The sequence below is a fragment of the Pelagibacterium sp. genome, from assembly GCF_048264985.1.
Taxonomy (GTDB): Bacteria; Pseudomonadota; Alphaproteobacteria; order Rhizobiales; family Devosiaceae; genus Pelagibacterium.
This window is the reverse complement of record NZ_JBLXCL010000002.1, coordinates 19,292-36,354: the sequence shown is the minus strand read 5'-3', so window position 1 is coordinate 36,354 and position 17,063 is coordinate 19,292. Positions and strand designations below refer to the sequence as shown.

The window sequence follows — 17,063 nt, the reverse complement described above, 5'->3', positions numbered from 1 at the left end:
GCCTAAGGATCATCACAATGGGCGCAACAATGAGTGAAGACAGGACTGGGAGGCGGGACAATCCGGTGATCGCCGACGTTATGGAGCACGACGTCAGATCTGCAGTGGCCGTCGCTGGCCATCCGATCCACGCCATGATGGTTCATTTTCCCATTGCGTTGGTGTTTGCCACTTTGGGCTCGGATATCTTTTATTGGTGGACGGCAGATGTTTTCTGGGTCCGAGCTGGCCTTTGGGCGTCGGGGTTTGCCTTTTGGCTCGGGATTGCGGCTGCCATTGCCGGGACAGCCGAGCTTATCCTCGTACGAGGCATTCGCGGGCGTGTGGGCAGCTGGACGCATGGAATAGCCGCTATGACCCTGATCGCCATTGCAGGAACAAATTGGGGCGTAAGGCTCCATAATCCGGATTTGGTGCTTCCATTGGGATTGGCGCTTTCGGTTCTTTCGGGAATTTTTGCCGGCCTCGCAGGATGGCATGGCGGCAAGCTGGTGTTCGATCATGGCGTCGGCATGATCGTGGACCCGAACGAATAGCTATATGCACATTGAAACGAACAAGCTTGGCGCGAAGACGAACACAGTTGCCGCCAGCGCTGCGATACCCGCGATTGCTCCGATCAAGGCCAAGCTTGGGGCAGGGCGAGCCACTTTCCTGGCTCGGCGCCAATGACCGAGGTTCCATCCCGCAACCAATACCATCGCGCCTGAGGCTGCCAATGCCAGCCCGATCATCGTTAGGCGCTGGAGTGCTGATGGCCAGGAAAATGCGCAGCCGATTGCGTTGACAGCATAGAGGCCAATGAACGCTGCGCCCCATACCGCGAAGCCAAGTACAATGACCAGGATGAATCGGGGCGGAACAATCGTTGAGGTCACTAGCGTACACCTTCAAGCATGCCGATAAGCGAGGGCATCAGTACGACCAGTGCCAAGCCGATCAAGCCCGTAATGGCCGTGTAATCATGCCAGAGTCGCGCTAACTTCAGGTTCAGACTGCGGCGAGGCGATACGAACCCATTGCGTGACTTGAGCACGGCATTGAGCCCAAACGCAAAACCGCCGAAAGCATGCAGCCATCCGTAGCCGAGCACGGCCGCAATTGTTGCAACGTGCGCATGGCCAGTGAGGTCCGGCAGACCGAGTAGTGCTGCCGACAGCGCCGCAAGAACGACAAGGTCAAGCGCCAACCCTGCCAGGAGTGCCGGCTGGAAGGGCGCTCCTGCGCTGTTAAGGCGAGTTGCCCGACGCAGGACACCCGCCGCAGCGAGAAGGCCTAACGCGGCGATAGCGAGCCAGAAATTGGGCGTGATGATTTCTGTTGGTGGCCATGCTGGTGCAACCAGCCAGAGATACAGTGCACCGAACACGAGTGAGGCAAACAGGGTGCCGTTGGCTGAAAGAGCAAACACCATGGCCCACCAGGGCGTTGGCCCATCGATTTCTGTATCGGGGAGGGCTTTCTCGCCATGCCCAACATCAATGGGGCCCTCATCTGACGTTGAGCCGGTGCGCGCTGACCAGAAGAAAAAACTCACAAGTGTCGCAAGCGCAAATACAACAGCAATTGGGTAGATTTTGAACAGCAGGCTCAACACCATTGAGCCCGTAAGGATCGCCGATATCAGTGGAAGATAGGTCGCATTTGGCAAAACGACGACGTGTTCGAGCCGGCCTGTCGTCATGTCCACCCCCAAGGTTTCCATGCGGTTGTGGCGCACAAACCCCAAATATCCCGATCCTGCGGCCAGCTTTGGCCCCAGTGTGTCGGGATCGATGGTGTCGGCGCGTTTATCTATACGTGGGAGGGATGCAAAGCCGTAAGACGTTGGGCGGGTGGGCATTGCCCAATCGAGTGTCGATGCTTTCCAAATGTTGCGTCGAAAACCTCGTCCGAACCTAAATTGCAGAATCATATCAACAGCGAACAGCGCAAAGCCCATAGTCAGGATGAAGCCTCCGATGCTTGAGAGCAGGTTCAGCCAGTCCCATCCGAAATTGGAAGGATAGGTGTACACGCGGCGTGGCATTCCCATCAGGCCGGTCAGGTGCATCATGAAGAATGTCAGGTTGAACCCGACAAAAATGAGCCAGAATGCAGGGACCGAAATCCTGTGCATGGTCTCGCGACCGGTAATGTGCGGTAGCCAATAATAGACTGCGGCCAGCATCGGAAAAACGAAACCACCAACCAGCACATAGTGAAGGTGGGCAACGACAAAGTAGCTGTCATGCGCTTGCTGGTCGAAGGGCACCATTGCAAGCATCACTCCCGTCAGCCCGCCAATGACGAAGACAAGAAAGAAGCCGGCCACATACAGCATTGGAATGTCGAACCGAGGCTTGCCATGTGCCAGTGTTGCCAGCCAGGCAAATATTTGAACAGCCGTCGGTATCGCCACCAGAGCACTGGCGGCAGAAAAGAACGCGAGTGCCAGATGGGGGATGCCGACCGTAAACATGTGGTGTACCCACAGGCCGAACGACAGGAAGGCTAGGGCGACTATGGCTGCTATAATTGCATGATAACCAACGATCTGGCGCTGGGCGAAAACCGGTATGATTGTCGAGAGCGCCCCCGCGGCCGGGAGAAATATTATGTAAACCTCTGGGTGGCCGAATAGCCAGAAAAGATGCTGCCACAGCAAGGGATCGCCCCCCCGCGTGGGATCGAAAAAAGGCAGATTGAATGCCCGTTCAAGCTCGAGCAGGATCGAGCCGAGAATGAGTGGCGGGAAGCCAAACACCATCATCAGCGCCGTGACCAGCATGTACCAGGCAAACAGAGGCATGCGGTCGAGAGACATTCCGGGTGCGCGAAGTTTGAGGATCGATACAGTGATTTCGACGGCTGCTGAAACCGCCGAAATTTCAACGAATGTAACGCCGAGCAGCCAAATGTCGGCGTTAATTCCCGGCGTATACGGTTGCGAGGACAGCGGAGTGTACATGAACCAGCCGCTATTGGGCGCAACGCCGAACAGCATGGAAGCGACAATGATCGTTCCGCCAAACAGGTAGCACCAATAGCCGTATGCAGTTAGCCGCGGAAATGCCAGATCGCGTGCGCCGAGCATTTTGGGCAGCAGGTAGATGGCCAATCCTTCAAGCATAGGAATGGCGAAAAGGAACATCATCACCGTGCCGTGCATGGAAAACAGCTGATTGTAGATCTCCGGCCCGACAAATGCCGCATCTGGCGTTGCCAGTTGCGCGCGGATCAGCATGGCCAGTACACCGCCGATTGCGAAGAACACGAATGCGGTCAGCATGAACCGCTTGCCGAGCACTGTATGATTGACCGCGGAAAGGCGTTGCCATCCCGGCCCGGTCCGCCAGACCCTCTCCAGGGATTTGTGCAACCGGATCGGTGAAAGCTTGTCAGGTGATGCAGATTCAGACATCGGCAAGCTCCGCCATGAGGGTTTCAAATGACGCCCGTTCGTGAGCCTCAATGGTAAAGCGCATCTCGGTGTGGCCATCGCCGCAGAACTCGGCACATACCCCACGATAGGTTCCTGGGCGGTCGGCCTGGATGCGGATGGTATTCTCGTGGCCCGGTATGGCGTCGATTTTTCCAGCAAGGCGTGGCACCCAGAAAGAATGGATAACGTCGCCGCTCGTTACGATCACATCCACAGGTTCCCCGGCCGGTATATGGAGTACCGAGGTGACGAGTGTTTCCTGGTTATCGGGATAGGAAAAATGCCATTGCCACATCACCCCATGAGCGACGACGCGCGTCGGGGGCTGGTCCAGGGTATGGGGCAGAAGCCGCTCGCCGGTGACAAGGGCGTATCCGACAAGTGCGGTAAGCAATACGCCAGGCATCGCAAGCCCGCCCCAAATTATCCAGCGCATGGGGGCAAGGGCTTTGCCGAAACCGGGGCGACGCCAGACGGCCCATAAAAGACCTGCAATGAGCAAAAAAAGCGCGACCGATGCCCAGAACATCAACCACCATAGCGTCGCTATGGACGCTGCGGCGGGTCCGGCAGGGTCAAGCGTGGACAGCGCCCCCGTGCAACCGTTCAATAATGGCAAAATTGCAATAGCGAAAAGAACTGGTCTCAAACTCACCGGAAATCCCACCCCAGCAAATTGCCGGCGATTTCAGAGAGCTGGCCGGGTGCCATCCAGTCCGGTGTGAGACGGGACACATCGATATCAGGTTTTCCCGATACGATGGCGAGGATCATGGAGACTACAGCCAATGTGCCGCCCGTCACGACAAAGAACCGCAATTTGGAATATCGCGTGGTCTCGTCAAACAATTTGAGGATCAATAACCCCGCGAGAATATGGATCATGACCATGATCCCGACGAACATCAGTTTAAGGGCAAACCAGGGTTCGAAGGTGGAGCGCAGAAAGATCAGGCCGGTGCCGCTGCCTACAGCAACGAATGCGGAGGGGGAGAGAATAACCACATAGAAAAATCGCACCATGCCGTGTAGCCGATCAACGGCCTCGGGCATCTCAACGTCTTTTCGCTGCGCAAACAGAAAAGGCAGGCATACAAGTCCTGCTGCCCAGATCGAGATCGTCGCGATATGGAGAAATTTTAGTGCCGTGATCATCGGGCACTCCCCGATGTCTGCTCAGAGGCAATCGCATTGGTCATGCGCAATATCAGCCAAATGCCTGCTAGGAGGTACGGCAGCATCGCCGGTACCCACATTAATAGCCCCGCCAACTGCTGGTCAGCCAGCGCCGAAAGGCCAAAGGGAAAGGTTGTGGTGAGGTGCGGAACGTAGACAGGAAATGGAGCAAAAACGAGCAATGCGCCCAGCAATCCCATCTGGGCAATGAATGCCACAAGAGCGATTAAAGCTCCGCCCGTTCTCGCGAGTGGAGAGAGCACCTCACGCCAGAACAGCCATGACGTCGTCAGTAATGAAAGCTGCATCAGCCAATACGGGGCTGTATCATAAATTGCCCATTCATATGCGCTTGGCGCATGCCATATCCAGACAGTCAGCCCGTTGAGCAGGGTAAGGGCGGAGAGCGGAAGAAGCGGGCGGTTGCGCCAAGGCATAGCAATGGCAAGTAACGGTGCGACGATGCCGATCAGAATGACATGATGGGCAACGCGCGCGGAAAACAGCGCTGTCGTCAAATCGCAGAGTGGGGAAAAGAACGCGATTGATATCAGAGCGATGGCGCTGGCGATCGCACCACGCCCGGCATTGTCCTTTCGCCCCCAACAGAGCCAGATCCCCAGCAGGCCGAGAACGAGTACCATAGCAAACGGATCAAACGACCAACGAAACCAAAGGTCTCCCGGCAGTGGCGGTGGCCCACAATAGGCATTGGCAATATCCATCCAGTCGGTCCCCCGAAACCGAGGCGCGCAATATGCGCCGTATGGATTTTCCAATGCCGCGGATGAAAATTTGTTCCCTTGAAACCAGCGAGTTCTGAAGTCTAGGAGGGTTCAGGGCCGAAAGCCGGTGTAATTTTCTGCAAGCGACTTACGTGCGATGCGCGAGGCGCCAAGATAGTCAAAATCGGCTCGCTGTATGCGGCGGCCGAAATTGCCACTCTCGGGAAACGTGTGCAGAAGCTGGGTCATCCACCAGGAAAACCGTTCGGTACGCCAAGTGTTTGCAAGGACGCAACCTGAATAGGCGTCGATCCCCGCATTCGAACGCTCCTCGTAATACTCGCGCAGCGCGCCGGCGAGTTCCATGACGTCGTGGATAGCCATATTCAGACCCTTCGCGCCGGTAGGCGGTACGATATGGGCTGCATCGCCAGTGAGGAACAGCCGCCCAAAACGCAGCGGCTCAGCAACGAAGCTACGAAGCGGCGCTATGGACTTCTCAATTGTGGGGCCCGTTTTTAGACTCTCGGCAATGTCTGGATTGAGGCGAGCGCGGAGCTCATCCCAGAATCTGTCGTCTGACCAGTTTTCAGTCCTTTCCGACGAGTCCACCTGCACATAGTAGCGCGATCGCATCAGAGAGCGCATCGAGCACAGTGCGAAACCACGTTCATGGTGGGCATAGATCAGCTCTTCGGCAACGGGCGGCTGATCGACCAGTACGCCAAGCCATCCGAACGGATAGACGCGTTCGAAGATAGATATGGCATGTTTAGGAACGCTGGCGCGAGAAACGCCGTGAAAACCATCGCATCCGGCGATGAAATCACATTCAATCTCGTGGCTGGTCCCATCCTTGGTGTAGGTGACGCGCGGGCAGTCTCTATCGAAGTCGTGGATTTGAACGTCGCTCGCTTCGTAAACGGTCTTGGCGCCGGAAGCAGCGCGCGAATCCATCAGATCCCGCGTCACCTCGGTCTGGCCGTACACCATGACCTTACGCCCAATCAGCTCATTGAAGTCGATGCGCAACATATCGCCATCGAATGAAAGCTCCACGCCGTCGTGGAAAATGCCCTCGGAATCCATGCGCTGGCTGACGCCCATCTGGCGCAGCAGATCAACCGAACTTTGTTCAAGCACTCCAGCCCGAATGCGACCAAGCACGTAATCGGAACTCCGCTGTTCGATAATGATCGCATCGATGCCAGCGGCTTCGAGCAGCCTTCCAAGGGAAAGGCCTGCGGGTCCTGCACCAATGATTGCAACTTGAGTGCGCATGAAATCCTCTCCCCACCTCTCGGCTTTGATGCCTTTAATCGTTGCAGGGTGCGGAGTGGTGACGGAAATGCCAATGGACAGGCGCGACAAAGAGTTGGATTATAGCAACATGGATGCCATTCCCACTTATGCACTTTACGGTGAAAACGAAGACAGTGGCGAGAGCTGGCTTCACTGGGAGACGATCACGTCCCGGTCCCGGCTGCATGGCTTTCGCATATCCCCACATCGTCACGACCAACTTTACCAGATCCTCTACATCAGGGACGGGGTGGCCAGTGTCATGCTCGATGGAGATACTCTCGAGATCACGCCGCCCGCGCTGGTGATTGTACCGCCGCTTACCGTGCATAGTTTTGTTTTTTCAGAAGGCGTCGACGGATTTGTCTTAACGTTCTACATCCAGGACGTCCGGAACGCGCTTGCAGATATTGGAACCGCGCTAGACGGGCTGATGCAGCCATCAATACTGAGGCCGGTCAGCGGCATAGTGGATGCCAGCGAGCTCGACCATGCAGTTGGGCGACTGATCGCCGAAGCTGATCACAGTGCGCCGGGGCAACTCGCCGCGCTCCATGCGCGGCTCAGTCTTCTGCTGGTCGCGGCTCACAGGCTCGATCTGGCTGCTGCTCAAAGCGAAAACGGGGGTAGCGGGCCAGCCGATCGTCACGCTCAAGCATTTTTGGGGCTAGTCGACATGCATTTTCGCGATACGAGAAAAGTCGGATATTACGCGGGCCGATTGGGTATAACCCCGACGCATCTCAACCGTGTTTGTCGGCAGGTGCTAGGGCTTTCAGCGCTGACAATCATCGAACGGCGCATTCTGCTTGAGGCGCGTCGATATCTTCAATTCTCAAATCTGAGCATCAAGGAAATTGGCATCGTGCTTGGGTATGCCGACCCCGCTTATTTTAGTCGCTTCATGACGAGACGCTTGGGCCGAGGGCCGCAGGCGGTACGCGACGGATTTATGCGCCGAGATCACGGGTAGTATCCCTTATTGTATTGCTAAGGATGTCGAGTGAGGCATTAGAAGGCGAACGCTCGCGGGTGGTCAATCCAACAGCTCCTTGTGTTTCAGTCGTATCGATTGGGAGCGAGGCCAGTCGTCCTGCACCAATTTCTCGGATGACGACGCCTTCGGAAATGACCCAGACTGCATCGGTTTCAGCTACGAAGACATGTCCAAAAGAGTCTGAAACCGTCTCGATTGTTTGGGGCAAGTCGGACATCCCGTGTGCGAGAAGGTAACGGTCGACATAGGGGCGGATGACCGAGCCTGCCGGGGGCATCAGGATCGTATGATCGCGAATGCGTTCGAAGTCGAACTGCTTAGTGGCGAGCAAGGGGTGACCTTTGCGAACAACGAACCTGACCCGTTCGGAATAGAGATACTCAAACACCAGCCCGGCCATCTGTTCGGGTGCTGCCAGCCTGCCAACAACCAGATCGAGCGTTCCGGTACGAAGTTGGTCGAGCAAGACCTGATTTTCGCCAGTAACGATCTTGAGGGGACTGTCAGTGCGTTCGGCCAGAAACCGCTCCATTGCGCGGGGCATTATGCGCGCCGACACCGTTGGAAGTGCGCCGATTCTCAAGGGCGGGCCCGAGGTGTCCCGGCTTAAACTATCGATGCCGTTCTGAAGCGCTGCTACCGACGCCCCGGCGTGACGCAGGAACACCTCGCCATAGCGCGTGATCTTGAGGGTACGTCCGTCCTTTTCAAATAGCTTCTTGTCCAGAATTTCTTCAAGTTCACGAATGGTCTTGGTGACTGCAGGTTGGGATACGGCAAGGATTTGTGCTGCGCGACCGACAGAGTTCTGGCGGACGACTTCAATAAATGTGCGCAGGTGCCGGAAGCGGATGCGACTGTCGATCATTCGGAAATCCATAATCTATGGGTTATCTTTAGCGGCAATAGTTTCATTTTACAAAACCAATTGACCATCACATTCTGTGGTCAAGGAGGAGTTCACATGAACTGTATGCAGGTCGGTGACGTTGTATTGCACTATCGCAGGCGTGCGGCGGTTCAAGGTGCTCTCACGCTTGTGTTCATAAACTCGCTGGGTACCGATTTCCGAATTTGGGATGCCGTTATCGATGCTTTGGATGGAAATCTGGGTATCGTAGTTTACGACAAGCGTGGTCACGGCCTATCGTCGCTGGGAAGCACCCCATATTCGATCGTCGATCATAGTGAAGATCTTGCGGGACTGTTGGACGCCCTGGACCTACGCGCAGTGATAATTTGCGGGTTGTCTGTTGGTGGCCAGATTGCCCAGCAACTTTATTTCGACCGTCCTGATCTGGTTTCCGGGCTGGCGCTTTGCGATACGGCGGCCAAGATCGGAGAACCCGAGTTTTGGAACCAGCGAATTGAGGCAATAGCAAAGACCGGGCTGCCATCGGCTGCAGAAGGTATCATGGAACGTTGGTTCACGCAGCGTTTCAGAAAATCCGGCGAGCCACTCTACGCGCTTTCGAAAGCCATGTTCGAGCGGCAACCGGTTGAAGGTTATCTGGCAACTTGCGCAGCAATTGCCGGATTCGACCGGCGCAGCGATACGAGCAAGATTGCCGTTCCGACGTCCGTAATTGTCGGAGCTGAAGACGGCGCCACGTCGCCTGATCTTGTTCGAGATTTTGGCGAGGCCATAGCTGACAGCACCTTCGAGATCATACAGGGGGCAGGTCACCTGCCGTGCATCGAAACACCTGAACAGTTTGCGACAGCCATTGCCGGGTTGGTTGCAAGAGTCGAGAAAAAGGAGAATGTGCGATGACGCAGCATGAGGGGCCATCGGCCCGCCATGACGAAGGCATGGCGACGCGCCGCAATGTACTCGGCGAAAATTACGTCGATGCACGAGTTGCTGCTACAACCGAGTTTGAGCGACCGTTTCAAGAACTTATCACTGAAGCTGCCTGGGGGCATGTCTGGTCGCGCGACAACTGGGATAAACGTCAGCGCTCAATCGTTACAATCGCACTTCTGGCGGGCCTTGGTCATTACGATGAAATGGTGATGCATATCGAGGCCACAGTGCGAACGGGCGCTACAGAGGATGATATTCGCGAGATCATGCTTCACGTTGCAATTTACGCGGGCGTGCCCACAGCGAACCATGCGATAAAACTTGCCCGTCAGGCTCTGGAGCGAATGAAGGGAGGCAGGAATGTCTGAACGTTTGATCAATTCGCGCGCCGAGGTCGGCGCTTTCATGGAACGCGATCACTCCCAGCATCCCCCAGCATTTGCTCCGGGATACAAATCGTCGGTGCTGCGTGCGCCCAAGCAATCACTTATCAGTTTCGCCAGTACGCTGAGTGAGAAGACTGGCCCGGCCTTCGGTCACAATATGTTGGGCGAATACGATAACGATCTCATCATCAATTATGCTAAGGCCGGCGAGGAGGCCATTGGCCAGCGCATCGTGGTACACGGTCGGGTGGTCGATCAAAACGCCAAGCCGGTGCCAAATGTGCTGGTCGAATTCTGGCAGGCGAATGCGGGGGGACGCTATCGGCACAAGCGCGAAGGATATCGTGCTCCGCTGGACCCAAATTTCGGTGGTTTTGGCCGTACGATTACTGACGAGGATGGCTATTATTGGTTCCGTACCATTAAGCCAGGTGCCTACCCGTGGCCCAATGGAGTCAATGACTGGCGGCCGGCTCACATCCATTTTTCGCTGTTTGGTACTGGATTCGCGCAGCGTCTCATCAGCCAAATGTATTTCGAGGGTGATCCGATGATTAAGATCTGCCCAATCGTCAATACAATTAGCGACGATGACGCCATCGACAGGCTTGTAGCGCGGCTAGACATGAACAATGCTATGCCGATGGATTTGCGTGCCTATCGGTTTGATATCGTCCTGCGCGGACGCCGCTCGACTTTCTTTGAGAACCGCAAGGAGGGCAATTGATGTTTAAGCCGCTTGAATATCTCAAGGAAACGCCGTCTCAGACTGCCGGCCCATATGTTCATATCGGAATGACGCCAAACAATTGCGAAATCACCGGTGTAATACCGGAAGACCTCGGCCTGCAGGTGGTATCAGAAGGTGCCAAAGGCGACCGTATTTCCGTTGTCGGACGAGTTATCGACGGTGCTGGCAGCCCGGTTATCGATTGCGTCGTCGAGATATGGCAGGCCGATGCCAACGGCATTTATAACAGCCCGATGGAGCATCGTTCAGGAGGAGATTCCCACTTCTCGGGATGGGGGCGTCAGCCGGCAAACGCCAATGGAGAATTTGCATTCGAAACGATCAAGCCAGGGTCGGTGCCCTACGCCAATGGCATGATGGCGCCGCATATCACATTCTGGATCGTTGCGCGCGGGATCAATATCGGTCTGCAAACCCGGATGTATTTTTCCGACGAGGAAGATGCCAATTCAACGGACCCGATCCTTTCCAAAGCGCGGATGTTAGGACGTGACAACACGATGATCGGTCGCCGTGACGGCAATACGGTAACTTTCGACATCTACCTTCAAGGCGAAAATGAAACTGTGTTTCTGGATATCTGATGTCATTGTCTGCCTTCGATCACCCGATCCTGTCTGGCCTGTTTGGCGATCCTGAACTTGCCGGGCTGCTATCGGCCCAGGCCGATGTGAAGGCAATGGTGGCGTTTGAGATCGCCCTGGCATCTGCACAGGCCGCTTGCGACGTCATACCACCAGCCGATGCTGAAGCCATTGCCCGGCTGGAAACAGCGTATATTCCGGACTGGGATATGTTGAATTCGGGTATGGCGAGGGACGGCGTCGTCGCGCCTGAGCTGGTCCGGCAAATGCGCAGGATGTTGGGCGAGCAGGCGGCGTCGTCACTTCACTTCGGCGCCACCAGCCAGGACGTTATCGACACCAGCCTAGTGCTCCGCCTCAAATCGATAACCGCGATACTTGCTGCTCGAATTGCCGGAATTGAAACGACCCTTGAACGGCTGTCTATGCGTTTTGGCGACCGATCCCTCATGGCCCGGACTCGAATGCAGGACGCAATTGTCATTACGACCGCAAATCGGCTCGCCGATTGGGCGGCTCCTTTCGTCCGCCATCGGCAACGGTTGGAAGAGATCGAAAAGCGCCTTCTAGTGGTTCAATATGGAGGCGCGGTTGGCGTTCTTGATAAGCTTGGAGGCGAGGGCGCACGCGTTGCGATTGGGCTGGCGGGACGTCTAGGGCTCGGCGTTACCGAGAAATCCTGGCACAATCAGCGCGATAGTATAGTCGAATTTGCAGGTTGGCTGAGCTTGGTCTCTGGCAGTTTGGGCAAAATCGGACAGGACATTGCGCTGATGGCGCAAAATGCAATGGGCGATATCGCCTTGGCGGGGGGCGGCGGTTCGTCCGCCATGCCACACAAATCTAATCCTGTCGCGGCCGAAACGCTTGTAACGCTCGCTCGATACGTCGCTGGTAACAGCGGTACCATGGCACAGGCCCTTGTTCACGAACAGGAGCGCTCCGGCGCTGCCTGGCCACTTGAATGGCTCGTCATGCCCCAAATGCTGCTCGCTACCGGCAGCAGCTTGTTGCTTGGTGCGCGATTGCTGGATTCGATCGAGTCCGTCGGACGCGATTGAGTTTCGATCGTCTGATCGGCATTTTCGGTGCCTTTGATCGATATTTTCATTATTGGGTCCAAGGTCTGGGTTTGAGCGCGCCTTGAGATCGGATAAGAGAGCAGCCATATAGCGGACACGAAAGATCCAGCCCAAAGCCGGGCACATGTGGGAGATTTCCGATGACTTATGGCAAGGCGGCCCAAATGCCCCCTCTGAGCCCACCGGCCATTCGGGCGCGAAAAGGCAGCGAACCAATTGTTTGCCTTACTGCCTACACGACGCCCATTGCCCGGCTCGTAGATCTTCATTGTGACCTGGTGCTGGTCGGCGATAGTGTCGGCATGGTTCTTCACGGTTTGCCCAACACGCTCGGGGTCGATCTCGAGATGATGGTTATGCACGGCAAGGCCGTAAGGCGTGGCTTAAAGTCCGCTCTTATGGTCGTAGACCTCCCCTTCGGCACGTATGAGGAGAGTCCTGAACAAGCATTCCGGAACGCTACGCGCTTGATGCGTGAAACAGCTTGCGACGCAGTGAAATTGGAAGGCGGTGCGCATATGGCCGAAACCATAGCGTTTCTGACACGCCGCTCAATTCCGGTTATGGCGCATATCGGTCTGACCCCGCAGGCGGTGAACACGATTGGTGGCTATAAGGTACAGGGCAGGGGCGCTGACGCCCAGGCTGTTCAGCGCGATGCACAAGCCGTTGCGGAGGCCGGGGCTTTCGCTGTGGTCGTCGAAAAGGTACCCGATATTCTGGCGCGGCGTATCACTCTGGACATTGACATCCCCACGATCGGGATCGGTGCATCAGCGGCCTGTGACGGACAGATATTGGTGGTCGATGACATGCTAGGCATGTTTGCCGACTTTAAACCCAAATTTGTAAAACGCTATGCCGAGTTGGCCGATGGTGCCAATAAAGCCATCGCAGCCTATGCAGCAGATGTGCGCGCCCGTCGTTTTCCAGCTGTGGAACATGTCTTTGGAGATGTACCGGCCAGCGTGCCGGACGCAGGATGAGTATGCTGATTGTTCGTACAGTCACTGAGATGCGGTCGCAGGTTTCCCAGTGGCATGCCGATGGTGAGAGCGTAGCGGTCGTGCCGACCATGGGCGCGTTGCACGAGGGGCACCTTTCGCTTGTTCGGGCGGCAAAAGGCAGAGCGGGGCGCGTGATTGTGACGCTTTTCGTCAATCCCACCCAGTTCAATAACTCAGAAGATCTCGCAACATACCCGCGCGACGAGAGCACCGATGCTGGCAGGCTCGAAGCTGAGCATGTGGATGTGCTGTTCGCGCCGGATATTGACCAAATGTATCCTGATGGGTTTGCCACAGAGGTCACGGTTTCCCGATTGAGCGAGGGGCTTTGCGGCGCGCATCGGCCTGGCCATTTCGATGGTGTAGCAACCGTAGTGACCAAGCTCTTGCTGCAGACGCAGGCCGATGCAGCCTTCTTTGGAGAAAAGGACTACCAGCAGCTTGCGATCATCCGTCGCCTGGCGCTGGATCTCGACATACCTGTGGATATTGTCGGGGTTTCGACAGTTCGTGAAGCTGATGGTCTGGCCATGTCGTCGCGCAATGTCAGGCTCAGTGCCATGGCTCGCGAACAAGCCCCAGCGCTGGCGGAGGCCCTTGCTCGGGCCGGCGCGTCTATTGAAGCTGGTGACTCAATCGTGGCCTCTTTGGAGACCGCGCAGGGAGCGCTGCTAAAAGCCGGGTTCGCTGAAGTAGAGTATTTCGAGTTGCGCGATGCAGAAACACTGGAGCCGGTCACTGCGCTAAAACGGCCAGCTCGCCTGCTAGCTGCAGCCTGGCTCGACAATGTGCGGCTGATCGACAACATGGCCGTTTTGCCACCTATGTCCCGACACCAAGAGCACTGATCTAGTGTGTCACTCCGGCTTCGGTTCGAGTGATCAAGGGTAGGGTGATCCTAAAGCAGGCACCATCCTCGGTTTTGGATACAAGCTCCAGCACACCATCCATGCGTGAAATGATTTCCCGGCTGATGGGGAGGCCAAGCCCTGCGCCCGCATACGGCCCAGTCTCGCCCAGACGTCCGCGATAGAATTTGTCAAAGATCCTAGGCGCTTCCTCCTCGGCGATTCCTATGCCGTTATCTTCGACTTCGATAATATAGGCTCCCTTTCTGAGCCTTGATCGTACTTCAACAACAGGGGCAATAGCGCCATTGTACTTTATGGCGTTGTGAATGAGGTTGATTAGTACCTGGCTTAATCGATCGGGATCGGAGCGCACATAGGCTGCAGATGCTCGCGTTCCAATTTCCACGCGCGTATTGCTCTGGCGCGCGAGGGCATCGCAAACTCTGAGCGCTTGATCGAGTGATTCTTCTGCGTCTATGGGGCGATTTTCCCAAGCCCTTTCGCCCCTTTCCAGCGCTGAGAGATCTAGAATTTCGTCGAGCAGGGAGGTCAGTCGCAGACTTTCCTTATGGATTGTGGACACAAACTTGGTCTTCGAACCGTCATCCAGGTCGCCCTCGCTGAGCAGGATTTCTGAGAAAGCGCGTATCGCTGTCATTGGCGTGCGGACCTCATGGCTGACCTGACTAAGAAATTCGTCCTTTTGCAGATCGACCTTTCGCAGCTGCCGGTTGGCTTCCTCGAGCTTTTCGGCAGTTGCCCGCAATTGTGTCGATGTCTTTTCAAGTTCCTGAGAATACTCGATGGCCTGTTGTGTTTCGTCCGCCATTTGCATGACTTCTTCGAGGGAAATCGAGTCGCCGGACACGACTTTGGACAACATGACGTGTGCAGAGGCGGCCCCTATCGAGCCGGCCATTTCCCTTTCCAGCTTCCGAATGAATGACGAACTGGGCTCCAGTGTCGTCCAAGGCATTCTCGCCTGCTTTGCCTCTTCCGAAAACAGCGCAACTGCCCTTTCATGGCCAAGGACACGCCGGGCGACAAGAAACAGATCGTCGGCCGTCGCCGATCCACGCAGGGGGTTGGCTTCATTGCTTGTACGCCGAAAGACGTTGAGGAACAGGGCGGCCTGAACATGCTCGAGGGCCGACTGATTGGTCATCAGCGACCCGAGGATGAGAACTGTCGTGTTGAGAAACAGGCTCCAAAATACCGCGTGCGTGAGCGGGTCGAGATCATCAAAACCGAATAGGCCTTCGGGTCGGAGCCATCCAATACCCCACGGGCCATTGGCCATGATCTGGGCGACAAGGGGCGAGGATGATGCAAAAGACGGCATGAAACTCGACCAAAGCCAAACTAAAAAGCCAACAGAAATGGCGCATATAGCGGCCTTTGTTGATGCATCACGCCAGAAAAGGCTTGCAAGGATGGCGGGTAGAAATTGAGCAACGCCTGTAAAAGAGATGAGGCCAATCGGCGCCAAGGCGTCAGACCCTCGGGTGAGATAGAAATATGTAAAGCCCAGCACCAGGATCAGGACGATCGAAAGGCGGCGGGCATTGAGGATCAGGCGCCTGACGCCTTGGCCATCCCCGATGCCATCCCCCGAAGTCAGCCGCAGCATGATCGGCACGACGATGTGGTTTGAAACCATAATCGATAACGCAATGGATTCTAGGATGATCATCGAAGTTGCCGACGAAAAGCCGCCGATGAATGCAAACAGCGCCAGAGCATCCTGGCCCTCTGCCAGTGGCAGCGTCAGAACAAACATATCCGGGTTGGATCCCGCGGGCAGAAAAGTGAGCCCGAACAGAGCTATGGGTAGTGTAAACAGGCTCATGGCCAGCATGTAGGCGGGAAAGGCCCAACTTGCCGTCCGCAGATGCTTTTCGTCTGAATTTTCGACAACGGTGACCTGAAATTGGCGTGGCAGGCAGATGACCGCGGCGGCCGCCAAAACCATCATGGATATCCATCGATCGCCGAACGTTTCGCTAGCGTGTACGTTCAACCCTGCATCTTGCGCGTTTGCAAATATGGTCTCCATGCCGCCGCCGATGTAGACAACAAAAATGCCGACGGCGAGCAGCGCCGTAAGTTTGACGACAGCCTCGAAGGCAATCGCGGCCACAACGCCATGATGCTGTTCTTTGGCGTCGACATTTCGGGTGCCGAAAAGAATTGTGAACACTGCCATTCCGGCGGCCACGCCGAATGCCAGCCCGACTTCATCCCAACCCTCGAGGCTGCCGCGCCCGAACTCGGATGAGCCTGCGATGGCCTCGATTGATGATGTAATGGCCTTGAGCTGGAGTGCGATGTACGGGGCAATGGCGATAACAGCGAGCACTGTAATGAGCACAGCCAGATTGCTCGACTTTCCAAAGCGGGACGACAGCAGGTCGGCAATCGAGGTAATGCGCTGATCATGGCTGATCCGCACCAGGCGTCGCAAAATGAACCACCATCCGATGAACACGATGGTGGGGCCGATATAAATGGTCAGATATTCAAGGCCATTTCGAGCTGCAGTTCCGACTGCGCCGTAAAAGGTCCAACTCGTGCAATAGACCGAAATAGATAGAGTATAAACAAAGGGAGATCGCAAAAATCCCCCGCTGCGATGTCTGGTATGTCTGTCGCCGAGATAGGCAATCACAAACAGCAGTCCGACATAAGCCACTGCGGTCGCAATGACGAAGTCAGCTGTCAGCGTCATCGTTGTTCCTCACCGTGAGGCTGATGCGGTTCATCGCGCGGTAGCGTGTATCCAAACCAGGCGGCGCCCAATATCAGAAACACCCAAAGCCCGAATAGAAAGACCGTTGCGATTGGCAGCCCGGCAACAAATCCTTCAAACCTGAACAGCAATATTAGTGGCGGCAGGCTGGCCATTGCCCCAAATAGCGTGAAAAACAGTGAAGCCCCGATGATCTTACGCCGTGTCATTGGTGGGCCACAT

The 17,063-nt window shown here is 56.0% G+C and carries 18 protein-coding genes; 9 read left to right on the top strand and 9 right to left on the bottom strand.

Annotated elements, in window-relative coordinates; all coding sequences use genetic code 11:
• Window positions 1–17 precede the first annotated feature (17 nt).
• Window positions 18–536 (top strand): DUF2231 domain-containing protein, encoded by a 519-nt coding sequence (locus ACN0TA_RS09440; RefSeq protein ID WP_417582187.1) that lies wholly within the window; start codon window positions 18–20, stop codon window positions 534–536.
• Here the strand turns inward: ACN0TA_RS09440 and ACN0TA_RS09435 are convergent, their stop codons facing one another.
• From ACN0TA_RS09435 to pobA, 6 genes are all read right to left on the bottom strand, one after another.
• A complete protein-coding gene (locus ACN0TA_RS09435) occupies window positions 537–878 on the bottom strand; it encodes a hypothetical protein (protein ID WP_417582185.1) in 342 nt (113 codons plus the stop codon). It lies immediately after the preceding gene.
• The gene (gene ctaD, locus ACN0TA_RS09430; RefSeq protein ID WP_417582183.1) at window positions 878–3,403 is read right to left on the bottom strand and encodes a cytochrome c oxidase subunit I; all 2,526 of its coding nucleotides are present in this window, start codon (window positions 3,401–3,403) and stop codon (window positions 878–880) included. Before ctaD ends, ACN0TA_RS09435 begins: the two co-directional genes overlap by 1 nt.
• Window positions 3,396–4,079 carry a cytochrome c oxidase subunit II gene (gene coxB / locus ACN0TA_RS09425; protein WP_417582181.1) on the bottom strand — a complete coding sequence of 228 codons (684 nt, stop codon included), beginning with the start codon at window positions 4,077–4,079 and terminating at the stop codon, window positions 3,396–3,398. The genes ctaD and coxB overlap by 8 nt, the downstream gene beginning before the upstream one ends.
• The gene (locus ACN0TA_RS09420) at window positions 4,076–4,579 is read right to left on the bottom strand and encodes a CopD family protein (protein WP_417582179.1); all 504 of its coding nucleotides are present in this window, start codon (window positions 4,577–4,579) and stop codon (window positions 4,076–4,078) included. Before ACN0TA_RS09420 ends, coxB begins: the two co-directional genes overlap by 4 nt.
• On the bottom strand, window positions 4,576–5,325 hold the full coding sequence (locus ACN0TA_RS09415; RefSeq protein WP_417582177.1) for a cytochrome c oxidase assembly protein: 750 nt from the start codon (window positions 5,323–5,325) through the stop codon (window positions 4,576–4,578). Before ACN0TA_RS09415 ends, ACN0TA_RS09420 begins: the two co-directional genes overlap by 4 nt.
• A 111-nt stretch (window positions 5,326–5,436) precedes the next feature.
• Window positions 5,437–6,606: a 4-hydroxybenzoate 3-monooxygenase gene (gene pobA / locus ACN0TA_RS09410; RefSeq protein WP_417582175.1), complete on the bottom strand. Its 1,170-nt coding sequence runs from the start codon at window positions 6,604–6,606 to the stop codon at window positions 5,437–5,439.
• 73 nt (window positions 6,607–6,679) lie between these two features.
• Between pobA and ACN0TA_RS09405 the strand changes: the two genes are divergently transcribed.
• Window positions 6,680–7,600 carry a helix-turn-helix domain-containing protein gene (locus ACN0TA_RS09405; protein ID WP_417582173.1) on the top strand — a complete coding sequence of 307 codons (921 nt, stop codon included), beginning with the start codon at window positions 6,680–6,682 and terminating at the stop codon, window positions 7,598–7,600.
• Here the strand turns inward: ACN0TA_RS09405 and pcaQ are convergent.
• Window positions 7,578–8,492 (bottom strand): pca operon transcription factor PcaQ, encoded by a 915-nt coding sequence (gene pcaQ / locus ACN0TA_RS09400; RefSeq protein ID WP_417582171.1) that lies wholly within the window; start codon window positions 8,490–8,492, stop codon window positions 7,578–7,580. The genes ACN0TA_RS09405 and pcaQ overlap by 23 nt on opposite strands.
• 96 nt (window positions 8,493–8,588) lie before the next feature.
• On the opposite strand from pcaQ, the gene pcaD reads away from it, so the two are divergent.
• From pcaD to panC, 7 genes are all read left to right on the top strand, one after another.
• Entirely contained in the window at window positions 8,589–9,398 is an 810-nt protein-coding gene (pcaD, locus tag ACN0TA_RS09395) for a 3-oxoadipate enol-lactonase (protein ID WP_417582169.1), read from the top strand.
• Window positions 9,395–9,799, top strand: a complete 405-nt coding sequence (pcaC, locus tag ACN0TA_RS09390) for a 4-carboxymuconolactone decarboxylase (RefSeq protein WP_417582167.1) — start codon at window positions 9,395–9,397, stop codon at window positions 9,797–9,799. The genes pcaD and pcaC overlap by 4 nt, the downstream gene beginning before the upstream one ends.
• Window positions 9,792–10,544 (top strand): protocatechuate 3,4-dioxygenase subunit beta, encoded by a 753-nt coding sequence (gene pcaH, locus ACN0TA_RS09385; RefSeq protein WP_417582165.1) that lies wholly within the window; start codon window positions 9,792–9,794, stop codon window positions 10,542–10,544. The genes pcaC and pcaH overlap by 8 nt, the downstream gene beginning before the upstream one ends.
• Window positions 10,544–11,152 (top strand): protocatechuate 3,4-dioxygenase subunit alpha, encoded by a 609-nt coding sequence (gene pcaG / locus ACN0TA_RS09380; protein ID WP_417582163.1) that lies wholly within the window; start codon window positions 10,544–10,546, stop codon window positions 11,150–11,152. The genes pcaH and pcaG overlap by 1 nt, the downstream gene beginning before the upstream one ends.
• A complete protein-coding gene (locus ACN0TA_RS09375) occupies window positions 11,152–12,213 on the top strand; it encodes a 3-carboxy-cis,cis-muconate cycloisomerase (RefSeq protein ID WP_417582161.1) in 1,062 nt (353 codons plus the stop codon). Before pcaG ends, ACN0TA_RS09375 begins: the two co-directional genes overlap by 1 nt.
• A 161-nt stretch (window positions 12,214–12,374) precedes the next feature.
• Window positions 12,375–13,220, top strand: coding sequence for a 3-methyl-2-oxobutanoate hydroxymethyltransferase (gene panB, locus ACN0TA_RS09370; protein WP_417582159.1), 846 nt, complete (start codon window positions 12,375–12,377; stop codon window positions 13,218–13,220).
• Window positions 13,217–14,089 carry a pantoate--beta-alanine ligase gene (gene panC, locus ACN0TA_RS09365; protein WP_417582157.1) on the top strand — a complete coding sequence of 291 codons (873 nt, stop codon included), beginning with the start codon at window positions 13,217–13,219 and terminating at the stop codon, window positions 14,087–14,089. The genes panB and panC overlap by 4 nt, the downstream gene beginning before the upstream one ends.
• A 1-nt stretch (window position 14,090) precedes the next feature.
• On the opposite strand, the gene ACN0TA_RS09360 is transcribed toward panC, so the two are convergent.
• Window positions 14,091–16,820 (bottom strand): ATP-binding protein, encoded by a 2,730-nt coding sequence (locus ACN0TA_RS09360; protein WP_417582155.1) that lies wholly within the window; start codon window positions 16,818–16,820, stop codon window positions 14,091–14,093.
• A complete protein-coding gene (locus ACN0TA_RS09355; RefSeq protein ID WP_417582153.1) occupies window positions 16,817–17,050 on the bottom strand; it encodes a hypothetical protein in 234 nt (77 codons plus the stop codon). Before ACN0TA_RS09355 ends, ACN0TA_RS09360 begins: the two co-directional genes overlap by 4 nt.
• Window positions 17,051–17,063: the final 13 nt, after the last annotated feature.